Origin of the sequence: Sphingomonas sp. PR090111-T3T-6A (genome assembly GCF_000383095.1) — a bacterium.
Classification (GTDB): Bacteria; Pseudomonadota; Alphaproteobacteria; order Sphingomonadales; family Sphingomonadaceae; genus Solisphingomonas.
In genome coordinates, this window is the sequence record NZ_AORL01000022.1 from 363,345 (window position 1) to 372,293 (window position 8,949).

An 8,949-nucleotide genomic window follows, 5' to 3' on the forward strand; every position below is an offset into this window, starting at 1 on the left:
ACCGATGGCGGACGGGTTCAAGCGGCGGAAATCACTCCGCCGCCATCGCCTGCCCCGATTCACGCTCGGCGGCCTGCCGCGCCCACATCTCGGCATAGAGTCCGCCCGCGGCCATCAGCGAGGCGTGGGTGCCCCGTTCGGCGACGCGGCCCGCCTCCAGCACGACGATCTGGTCGGCATCGGCGATGGTGGAGAGGCGGTGGGCGATGGTGATGGTGGTCCGCCGCGCCGTCACCGCGCCGAGCGTCTGGAGGATGTCCGCCTCGGTGCGGCTGTCGAGCGCGCTGGTCGCCTCGTCGAGGATCAGGATCGGCGGGTCCTTGAGCAGCGTCCGCGCGATCGCGACGCGCTGCTTCTCGCCGCCCGAGAGCTTGAGCCCGCGTTCGCCGACCTCCGTGTCATAGCCCTTGGGCTGGGCCTCGATGAAGCCGTCGATGGCCGCGCCCCGCGCGGCCATGTGGATTTCCTCGTCCGAAGCGCCGGCGCGGCCATAGGCGATGTTGTAGCCGATCGTGTCGTTGAACAGCACCGTGTCCTGCGGGACGATGCCGATCGCGGCGCGCAACGATGCCTGCTCGACCTCGGCGATATCCTGTCCGTCGATGGTGATGCGGCCGGAGCTGAGGTTGTAAAAGCGGTAGAGCAGCCGCGCGATCGTCGACTTGCCGGCCCCCGACGGCCCGACGATGGCGAGCGTGCTGCCCGCCGGCACGTCGATGTCGATGCCCTTGAGGATCGGCCGCTCGCCCTCATAGCCGAAATGGACGTCCTCGAAGCGGACATGCCCGCGCCCGACCAGCAGCGGCGGCGCGTCGGCCATGTCGACCACCTCGGCCGGCGTGTCGAGCAGCTCGAACATCGCCGCCATGTCGAGCAACCCCTGCCGGACCGTGCGATAGACCATGCCGAGCAGATCGAGCGGACGGAAGAGCTGGGCGAGCAGCGTGCTCACCAGCACCGTGTCGCCCGGCGAGAACTGCCCGCGCGCCCAGCCGACCACCACCAGCCCCATGCCGCCCGCCATCATCACGTTGGTGATGAGGCTCTGCCCGATGTTGAGCCACGCCAGCGACGTCTCGTTCTTCACCGCGGCGTTGGCATAGGCGGTCACGGCGCGGTCGTAACGCTCGGCCTCGCGCTCCTCGGCGTTGAAATATTTGACCGTCTCGAAGTTCAGGAGCGAGTCGACCGCATGGGCCACCGAGCGCGTGTCGAGATCGTTCATCTTGACGCGGAGCGCATTGCGCCAGTCGGTCACCATGCGCGTGAAGACGATGTACGCCACCACCATCACCAGCGTGGAGGCGACCAGCCAGAAGCCGAAGCGGCTCCAGAAGATCTGCACCACCAGCGCCAGCTCGAGCACGGTCGGCGCGATGTTGAAAAGCAGGAAATAGAGCATCGTGTCGATGCTCTTGGTCCCGCGCTCGACCACCTTGGTGACCGCACCCGTCCGCCGGCCGAGATGGAAGCGCAGCGAGAGCTGGTGAAGATGCCGGAACACGGCGGAGGCGAGCCGGCGCGTCGCGTCCTGCCCGACCCGCTCGAACACCGCGTTGCGCAGATTGTCGAACAAGGTGCTGCCGAAGCGCGCCGCCGCATAGCCGACCACCAGCGCGACGATCAGCGTCGCGATCGAGCGATCGCCACGGGCCATGCGGTCGATCGCGCCCTGGAGCGCGAAGGGCGCGCCATAGACCTGCACGATCTTGGACAGGATGACGAACAGCAGCGCCACGACGATGCGCAGCCGGAGCATCGGCGCATCGGCCGGCCAGAGATAGGGCAGGAAGCGGCCGAGCGAGGCAAAGCCGACATCGGCCTTCGCGTCCGCCCCGCTGGAATGATCGGGTGGCATAGGCCGCTAACATAGGTCCGTCGGAGCCCGCCGCCAATGCGATGGCGCAGCTTTTGGAAGTGTCGGAAAAATTCCGCCAACACTTGGGAAATTTCGCGCAGCTCTCGGAATGTTTTCAGTGTTGATCTGGAATCCATCATCGCAACGCCCCGAAATCCGGGCTTTCCGCAACTTGGCACGCCCCCTGCAATACTCCTGACGTCCCGCCAAGCACGGCGAGACAAGGATCACAGAGGGAGATTTGCCATGTTCTCGATCGACTTTTCCGCCCTGCGTCAGCAGCTCGCTTCGATGGTTGGCGCGGTGTTCTTCGCATCGGTTCTGGTCGGCGCCGCCGTCCTGCCTGCGCAGCCTGCCGCTGCTGCCATCCTCGGGATCTGATCGACACGGATACGGAGGCACACATGTCCAACCGTTTCGTGATCGATCGCCGCCGGGGACTTTGGCTCGGCGTATGTCAGGGCGTTGCGGATTTCACCGGTCTGCCGGTCGCGCTGGTCCGCATCGCCCTGCTGGTTCTCACCGTGGTGAGCTTCGGCCTGCCCGGGGTCATCCTCTACTGCCTGATCGGCTGGCTGGCGGGGGAGCGCTGAGCGCTCCTTCCCGCCGCCCCCTTGCCTGCCGCGCCTCCGCCGACGATCTTCCGGCGATGCAGAGCGCCCAGGCCATCATCGACCAACTGAACCTCCAGCCCCATCCCGAAGGCGGCTGGTATCGCGAAACCTGGCGCGCCGAGGCCGAGCCCGGCGAGCGCGCGGGTGCGACCGCCATCTATTTCCTGCTCGAGGCGGGCCAGCGATCGCACTGGCACCGGGTGGACGCGGCCGAGCTCTGGCTGTGGCATGCGGGCGCGCCGCTGCGCCTGCTGACCGCGCCCGCGGATTCCGGCCCAGTCTCTGAACAGCGCCTCGGCCCCTTGATCGCGGACGGCGACGCACCGCAGGGCCTGGTTCCGCCCCATCACTGGCAGTCGACCGAGACGACCGGCGGCTGGGCGCTGGTATCGTGCATCGTCGCACCCGGCTTCGACTTCGCGGGCTTCACGCTCGCGCCCGCCGGCTGGACGCCGGGTGCGCTATGACCGACCCTGTCGACCCCATCGCCGATGTCGCGCGGGTGCGCGCGCTGATGGTCGAGGCCGCGCGTGCCGGCGAATCGATCAGCTATTCGGCCTTGCTCGCCCAGCTCGGCCACCGCTTCACCCGGCCGAAGATGCGCGCCGTCTGCCGCACGCTCGGGGCTATCGACGAGGCGGGCGCGACGGCCGGGGAGCCCGAGCTGGCCGTGTTGCTCGTGCGCGAGTCGGACGGGCTTCCGGGCCAGGGCTGGTGGGGCGGCGGCCATGCCATGGTGCTCGGCTATGACGGCCCGTGGGAAGGGCCGGAGGCGCGCGCCTTCGTCCACGCCCTCCAGCAGGAGGCCTTCGCCTACTGGCGCGATCGCTAGGCTCTTGCGTTGCACATTGCTTGCTGTACGATCGTGTAATAACGAGCGGAGGTCGGCATGGCGCAGGCGAAACCGGCGGGGCAGGAGCGGAGCGATCCCGACGCGGGCTGGAGCTTGCCCGCCTGGACCTATTCCGACCCGGAGTTCTTCGAGGCCGAGGTGGCGCGTGTCATCCGCCCCTCCTGGCAGGTCGTCTGCCACGAGAGCGACGTGCCCGGCGCGGGCGATTTCCACACGCTCGATTATGTCGGCGAGAGCGTCGTCGTCGTCCGCACGCGCGACGGCGGGATCAACGGCTTCACCAATGTGTGCCGCCACCGGGGAGCCCGGCTGCTCGACGGCCCCTCGGGCTGCGCGAAGAAGATCGTCTGCCCCTATCATGCCTGGACCTATGATCTCGACGGCCGCCTGACCGGCCTGCCGATGCGCGACACCTATGCGCTTGATCCTTCGAAGCATGGCCTTGCTTCCGTCGAGGTCGAGATCTGGCGCGGTTTCATCTTCGTGCGGCTGGAGGGCGGCGGGCCGTCTGTGGCGGAGATGATGGCGCCCTATGAGGCGGAGGTCGCGCCCTATCGTTTCGAGGAATTGCGCGCCTTCGGCCGGGTGACGCTCCGCCCGCGGCCGGTGAACTGGAAGAATGTCGGCGACAATTATTCGGACGGACTGCACATCGCGGTCGCCCATCCCGGTCTCAAGCGGCTGATGGGCCATGGCTATGGCGTCGAGGCCAGCGAACATGTCGACAAGATGTGGGGGCCGATCGTCGAGCGCCGTTCCGCGAACCCTTCCGAGCGGGCGTATCAGCATTTCCTCCCTGCCGTGCCGCACCTTCCGGCCGATCGGCAGCGGCTGTGGACCTATTTCAAGCTCTGGCCGAACATCGCCTTCGACATCTATCCCGATCAGATCGACTTCATGCAGTGGCTCCCCGTCTCGCCGACTGAGACGCTGATCCGCGAGATCGCTTACTGCCTCCCCGACGACCGGAGGGAGATGAAGGCCGCGCGCTATCTCAACTGGCGGATCAACCGGCAGGTGAACGCCGAGGACACCACGCTGATCGCCCGCGTCCAGCAGGGCATGGCGTCCCGGAGCTTCACCGTCGGCCCGTTGAGCGAGCAGGAAGTCGCGTTGCGTAACTTCTGCCGCAAGATCCGCCACGCCATCCCCGAATCCCGCCAGCACCGCGCGCCTGCGCCGGGCTGGAGCCGCCGTCCGCACGGAGTATCCTGACATGACCGAGCGCCTTGATGCCGTGATCATCGGGGGCGGCCATAATGGCCTCGTCTGCGCTTATTATCTCGCGCGCGCCGGCAAGCGGGTGCGCGTGCTGGAGCGGCGGCACATCGTCGGCGGCGCGGCCGTCACCGAGGAGTTCCACCCCGGTTTCCGCAACTCGGTGGCGAGCTACACGGTCAGCCTGCTTCAGCCGAAAGTCATCCGCGACATGAAGCTCGCCGAGCGCGGCCTGCGCATCGTCGAGCGGCCGATCTCCAACTTCCTGCCGCAGGACGACGGGCGCTACCTCAAGCTCGGCGGCGGGCTGGAGCGGACCCAGGCCGAGTTCCGCAAATTCTCGCAAGCGGACGCCGAGACGCTGCCCGCCTATTATGAGGCGCTCGACGTGGTAGCCGATGTGTTGCGCGATCTCGCTTTGGTTTCGCCGCCCAACATGGGCGAGGGCCTCGGCACCCTCCTCTCCGCTGCGCGGCAGGGGCGCCGGCTCGCCGGGCTCAACCTCGCCCAGCAGCGCGACGTGCTCGATCTCTTCACCAAATCCGCGCGCACCTTCCTCGATAGCTGGTTCGAGAGCGAGGCGGTCAAGGCGGCCTTCGGCTTCGATGCGGTGGTCGGCAATTTCGCCAGCCCCGACACGCCGGGCTCGGCCTATGTGCTGCTCCATCACGTCTTCGGCGAGGTGAACGGCAAGAAGGGTGTGTGGGGCCATGCCATCGGCGGCATGGGCGCGATCACGCAGGCGATGCGGCAGGCGTGCGAGGAGATCGGCGTCCAGATCAGCGTCGAGGCGCCGGTGGAGCGCGTGCTGGTCGACGGCGGCCGCACGGTCGGCGTGCGGCTGGAGGGCGGGCAGGAGGTAATGGCTCATTCCGTCGTCTCCAATGTCGGCCCGCGCCTGCTCTACGACCGGCTGATCGACCCGGCCGATCTCGCGCCGGAGTTCCGCCGCCGGGTGAAGGGCTTCAAGGTCGGTTCGGGCACCTTCCGCATGAATGTCGCGCTGAGCGAGCTGCCGAGCTTCGCCTGCCTGCCCGAGCCCGGCGAGCACCACCAGTCCGGCATCATCATCGCGCCGACGCTCGATTATATGGACCGCGCCTATACCGACGCGAAGCAGACCGGCATGTCGAAGGCGCCGATCGTCGAGATGCTGATCCCGTCCACCGTCGACGACAGCCTCGCCCCGCCCGGACAGCATGTCGCCAGCCTCTTCTGCCAGCAGTTCGCGCCGGAACTCCCCGACGGCCGGAGCTGGGACGAGGCCCGTGAGGAGGCCGCCGATCTCATCATCGATACCGTCGAGCGCTGGGCGCCGGGCTTCAAGGCCTCGGTGATCGCGCGGCAGATCCATTCGCCGCTCGATCTGGAGCGCAAGTTCGGCCTGATGGGCGGCGATATCATGCACGGCAATATGAGCCTCGATCAGCTCTGGTCGGCGCGGCCGATCCTCGGGCATGGCGCCTACAGGGGGCCGTTGAAGGGGCTCTATATGTGCGGCGCGGGCACGCATCCGGGCGGCGGCGTCACCGGGGCACCGGGCCACAATGCCGCGCGCGAGATCCTCGCCGACGGGGGCTTCTGGCGACGGATCACCCGCGCGGCCTGAGCGCCGGACGTTGACGAAGTTGACGCGAGTGCGGCCCATCACGCCGCCACGCGAGGTGTCATCGGCAGCCGCCAGCGGCCGAGCTCCTCATGCCATGTCCGTCCGTGCCAGCTTCGGACCAGCACCAGCTCGTCGACCAGCCAGCTGATCCCGTCGATCGGCCGCACGCCCCGCGCGTCCTTATAGCCGTAGCCGAGCGTGACATGCGGCACAGGCGCGGCATGCCGGCCGGGCTCCACGCCATAATGGCGCAGCATGTCGAGCACATGCGCCTGACATCGGAGCGCGCCGACCAGCGGCTGGCTGGCCTTGAGCAGGGTGCTGCGCGCGCTCACCACCACATCGTCGAACACGACATGGAAGGCGAGCGGCGGCATCGTCGCCATGATCCAGCGGACCAGCGCGATCGCATGATCCTCCGGCGCGTCGATGTCGCTCAGCCGCGTGATGGTGATGTGCCGCCGCGCGGCCGACACGAGATTCAGCCCCGGCAGCGCCGGCTCGATATCGTTCGACACGTCGAGATGGGCGCCGACGTCGTCCGGCAGGCGGGCGAAGAGATAGAGGCGGGATTCGACAGGCATGGCCATGAGCGGCTGTCCTTCCTGAATCTGTCCATCTCAATGTTCCATATTTGTTCTCGTTCGTCAAGCAGGCTTGGCAGCGCCGCCCACCCGCGCGATAGTTGCGGGCATGAACCTGATCTCGATCCTGATCGGTCTCGTCGCGCTCATCTGGGCGCTGGTCGCCTTCCTGCCGCTGTTCGGCTGGATGTACTGGCTGATCATCCCGATCGCGGTGCTGGGTCTGGGCTTCGGCGTGCTGTCGAGCCGGACGGGTGGGCGCAACCTCAACCTGCTGGTGATCCTCGTCGGGATCGTGCGCCTGTCGGTCGGCCACGGCATCTTCTGAAGCGCGTGGCGCTGCGTTAAGATCGGTGCGGGGCCGTCATGGCTCCGGCGAACGGGAGGGCGTCCGATGCGGAGGGCACATATGCTGGTCCTGGCGGCCGTGGCAACGGCGACCTTGGCGGCGGCGCCTCCGCGCGGGCCGAACTGGGTGCGGGTCGGGAGCCATATTGACGGCAGCCCGGTGGAGGTCGACACGCGCTCGATCGTGCCGTGGGGTGGGCTCGTGCGCGGCTGGTGGCGGCTGACCTTGGCCGAGCCCCGGCCCGACGGCACGGTGGTGGAGAAGCATCTCGACGCGGTCGACTGCGCGCGCGGGCTCAGCACGACGCTCGAGCAGGTGACGCTCCGCCCCGACGGAAGCCTCGTCGCCGACGCCCGCGAGAGCCCGAGCGCCGCGATCACGCGGCTCGGCCCGGCGACGCCCGGCACCACCGGCGAGATGGCGGTGCGCGCCATCTGCCGCCTGCGCCCGCCGCCCAAGCGCTAGCGGCGATACTCCACCAGATCCCAGCGATTGCCGTAGAGATCGAGGAAGACGGCGACGATGCCATAGTCGGTCCGCTGCGGCGCGCGCACGAAGACGACCCCCTTGGCGAGCATCGCCGCGTGATCTCGCGCGAAATCGTCGGTGGCGAGGAAGAGGAACACGCGCCCGCCCGCCTGATCGCCGACGAAGCGGGCCTGCTCCGGCGTCGCGGCGCGGGCGAGAAGGAGCGAGGCGCCCTGCGCCGGCGCGCCGGGCGGGGCGACCGTCACCCAGCGCTTGCCCTGTTCGGGCATGGCCATGTCTTCGGTCAGCGTGAAGCCGAGCGTGCCGCAGAAGAAGGCGATCGCCTCGTCATAATCGCGGACGAGGAGGGCGACATGAGCGAGCGACTGGATCATGGCGCGCGGCATATCATGGGCCGGCGGCGGGCTCCACGCGCGGGCGATTGACGCGCCGGCCGGTCTTCCGCACATCGGCGGCTCCGGGCAGGAGTCGAGGCGATGGGTGAAGGCGTTGGGGGCGTGAAGCTGCACGAGAGCTGGCGCGAGCCGCTCGGGGGCGAGTTCGCCAGCCCCTATATGGCCGCTTTGAAGGACTTCCTCGTCGCCGAGAAGGCCGCCGGCAAGCGCATCTTCCCCAAGGGCGGCGAATGGTTCCGCGCGCTCGACCTGACCCCGCTCGATCAGGTGCGCGTCGTGATCCTGGGGCAGGATCCCTATCATGGCGAGGGGCAGGCGCATGGCCTGTGCTTCTCGGTGCAGCCGGGGGTTCGGCCGCCGCCCAGCCTCGTCAACATCTACAAGGAGCTGAAGACCGACCTCGGCATCGATCCCCCCCGCCACGGCTTTCTGGAGCATTGGGCGAAGCAGGGGGTGTTATTGCTGAACTCGGTGCTGACGGTGGAGATGGGCCTCGCCGCCTCGCACCGCGACCGGGGCTGGGAGAAGTTCACCGACGCCGTGATCCGGCTGGTGGCGGCGAGGCAAGAGCCGGTCGTCTTCCTGCTCTGGGGCAGCTACGCGCAGAAGAAGGCGGGGTTCATCCCGTCGGTCGAGCGGGGCGGGCACCATCTGGTGCTGAAGGCGGCGCACCCCTCGCCGCTGTCGGCGCACAACGGCTTCTTCGGGTGCCGGCATTTCTCCAAGGCGAATGCGTTTCTGAAAGAGCGGGGGATGACGCCGATCGATTGGGCGCTTCCGGCCGCCGCAGGTATTGAACCGAGCTCGTAACGAGTTAGGTTTCGACCGGGCAAGCTTTGGGGGAGTGGCGTGATGACGGAGCAGTCTACGGATCGCGGCGTTGAGGCCAAGAAGGCTACGCCAGCTAGAAAGGTTAGAAGGCCGAGCCCCCGGCCCTATCCAATGTTCACCCTAGAAAAATCCTTGAAAGTTCCCTTATT

At 68.0% G+C, this 8,949-nt stretch carries 12 protein-coding genes; 9 read left to right on the forward strand and 3 right to left on the reverse strand.

What is annotated here, in order from left to right; all coding sequences use genetic code 11:
- Nucleotides 1-31: 31 nt before the first annotated feature.
- Complete coding sequence (locus ST3T6A_RS0117640; protein ID WP_019834285.1) at nt 32-1,858, reverse strand: ABCB family ABC transporter ATP-binding protein/permease; 1,827 nt, start codon at nt 1,856-1,858, stop codon at nt 32-34.
- 246 nt (nt 1,859-2,104) lie between these two features.
- Here ST3T6A_RS0117640 and ST3T6A_RS22175 point away from each other — a divergent pair, with 246 nt between their 5' ends.
- From ST3T6A_RS22175 to ST3T6A_RS0117670, 6 genes are read left to right on the forward strand one after another with little or no spacing between them, the layout of a single operon-like run.
- Nucleotides 2,105-2,239, forward strand: a complete 135-nt coding sequence (locus ST3T6A_RS22175) for a hypothetical protein (RefSeq protein WP_019834286.1) — start codon at nt 2,105-2,107, stop codon at nt 2,237-2,239.
- A gap of 23 nt (nt 2,240-2,262) precedes the next feature.
- The gene (locus tag ST3T6A_RS20530; protein ID WP_019834287.1) at nt 2,263-2,451 is read left to right on the forward strand and encodes a PspC domain-containing protein; all 189 of its coding nucleotides are present in this window, start codon (nt 2,263-2,265) and stop codon (nt 2,449-2,451) included.
- Between the two features lie 56 nt (nt 2,452-2,507).
- The gene (locus ST3T6A_RS0117655; RefSeq protein ID WP_019834288.1) at nt 2,508-2,939 is read left to right on the forward strand and encodes a cupin domain-containing protein; all 432 of its coding nucleotides are present in this window, start codon (nt 2,508-2,510) and stop codon (nt 2,937-2,939) included.
- Nucleotides 2,936-3,304 carry a hypothetical protein gene (locus tag ST3T6A_RS0117660; RefSeq protein WP_019834289.1) on the forward strand — a complete coding sequence of 123 codons (369 nt, stop codon included), beginning with the start codon at nt 2,936-2,938 and terminating at the stop codon, nt 3,302-3,304. Before ST3T6A_RS0117655 ends, ST3T6A_RS0117660 begins: the two co-directional genes overlap by 4 nt.
- A gap of 57 nt (nt 3,305-3,361) precedes the next feature.
- Entirely contained in the window at nt 3,362-4,540 is a 1,179-nt protein-coding gene (locus ST3T6A_RS0117665) for an aromatic ring-hydroxylating oxygenase subunit alpha (RefSeq protein ID WP_019834290.1), read from the forward strand.
- Nucleotide 4,541: 1 nt separating this feature from the next.
- Nucleotides 4,542-6,152 carry a phytoene desaturase family protein gene (locus ST3T6A_RS0117670; protein WP_019834291.1) on the forward strand — a complete coding sequence of 537 codons (1,611 nt, stop codon included), beginning with the start codon at nt 4,542-4,544 and terminating at the stop codon, nt 6,150-6,152.
- 38 nt (nt 6,153-6,190) lie between these two features.
- Here ST3T6A_RS0117670 and ST3T6A_RS20985 read toward each other — a convergent pair whose 3' ends face one another.
- Nucleotides 6,191-6,742: a hypothetical protein gene (locus tag ST3T6A_RS20985; protein ID WP_019834292.1), complete on the reverse strand. Its 552-nt coding sequence runs from the start codon at nt 6,740-6,742 to the stop codon at nt 6,191-6,193.
- A 103-nt stretch (nt 6,743-6,845) separates the two neighbouring features.
- Between ST3T6A_RS20985 and ST3T6A_RS0117680 the strand changes: the two genes are divergently transcribed.
- Nucleotides 6,846-7,064, forward strand: coding sequence for a hypothetical protein (locus tag ST3T6A_RS0117680; protein ID WP_019834293.1), 219 nt, complete (start codon nt 6,846-6,848; stop codon nt 7,062-7,064).
- Nucleotides 7,065-7,145: 81 nt separating this feature from the next.
- Complete coding sequence (locus ST3T6A_RS0117685) at nt 7,146-7,550, forward strand: surface-adhesin E family protein (protein WP_019834294.1); 405 nt, start codon at nt 7,146-7,148, stop codon at nt 7,548-7,550.
- Here the strand turns inward: ST3T6A_RS0117685 and ST3T6A_RS0117690 are convergent.
- A complete protein-coding gene (locus ST3T6A_RS0117690) occupies nt 7,547-7,960 on the reverse strand; it encodes a VOC family protein (protein ID WP_019834295.1) in 414 nt (137 codons plus the stop codon). The genes ST3T6A_RS0117685 and ST3T6A_RS0117690 overlap by 4 nt on opposite strands.
- Nucleotides 7,961-8,050: 90 nt before the next feature.
- On the opposite strand from ST3T6A_RS0117690, the gene ung reads away from it, so the two are divergent.
- The gene (gene ung, locus ST3T6A_RS0117695; protein ID WP_019834296.1) at nt 8,051-8,779 is read left to right on the forward strand and encodes a uracil-DNA glycosylase; all 729 of its coding nucleotides are present in this window, start codon (nt 8,051-8,053) and stop codon (nt 8,777-8,779) included.
- Nucleotides 8,780-8,949: the final 170 nt, after the last annotated feature.

Excerpts from the sequence above, each read along its gene's own strand:
- ST3T6A_RS0117665 (WP_019834290.1), top strand. The coding sequence starts at position 3,362 with ATGGCGCAGGCGAAACCGGCGGGGCAGGAGCGGAGCGATCCCGACGCG.
- ST3T6A_RS0117690 (WP_019834295.1), bottom strand. The coding sequence starts at position 7,960 with ATGCCGCGCGCCATGATCCAGTCGCTCGCTCATGTCGCCCTCCTCGTC.
- ung (WP_019834296.1), top strand. The coding sequence starts at position 8,051 with ATGGGTGAAGGCGTTGGGGGCGTGAAGCTGCACGAGAGCTGGCGCGAG.
- ST3T6A_RS0117660 (WP_019834289.1), top strand. The coding sequence starts at position 2,936 with ATGACCGACCCTGTCGACCCCATCGCCGATGTCGCGCGGGTGCGCGCG.
- ST3T6A_RS20985 (WP_019834292.1), bottom strand. The coding sequence starts at position 6,742 with ATGGCCATGCCTGTCGAATCCCGCCTCTATCTCTTCGCCCGCCTGCCG.
- ST3T6A_RS22175 (WP_019834286.1), top strand. The coding sequence starts at position 2,105 with ATGTTCTCGATCGACTTTTCCGCCCTGCGTCAGCAGCTCGCTTCGATG.
- ST3T6A_RS0117670 (WP_019834291.1), top strand. The coding sequence starts at position 4,542 with ATGACCGAGCGCCTTGATGCCGTGATCATCGGGGGCGGCCATAATGGC.
- ST3T6A_RS0117680 (WP_019834293.1), top strand. The coding sequence starts at position 6,846 with ATGAACCTGATCTCGATCCTGATCGGTCTCGTCGCGCTCATCTGGGCG.
- ST3T6A_RS0117685 (WP_019834294.1), top strand. The coding sequence starts at position 7,146 with ATGCTGGTCCTGGCGGCCGTGGCAACGGCGACCTTGGCGGCGGCGCCT.
- ST3T6A_RS0117655 (WP_019834288.1), top strand. The coding sequence starts at position 2,508 with ATGCAGAGCGCCCAGGCCATCATCGACCAACTGAACCTCCAGCCCCAT.
- ST3T6A_RS20530 (WP_019834287.1), top strand. The coding sequence starts at position 2,263 with ATGTCCAACCGTTTCGTGATCGATCGCCGCCGGGGACTTTGGCTCGGC.
- ST3T6A_RS0117640 (WP_019834285.1), bottom strand. The coding sequence starts at position 1,858 with ATGCCACCCGATCATTCCAGCGGGGCGGACGCGAAGGCCGATGTCGGC.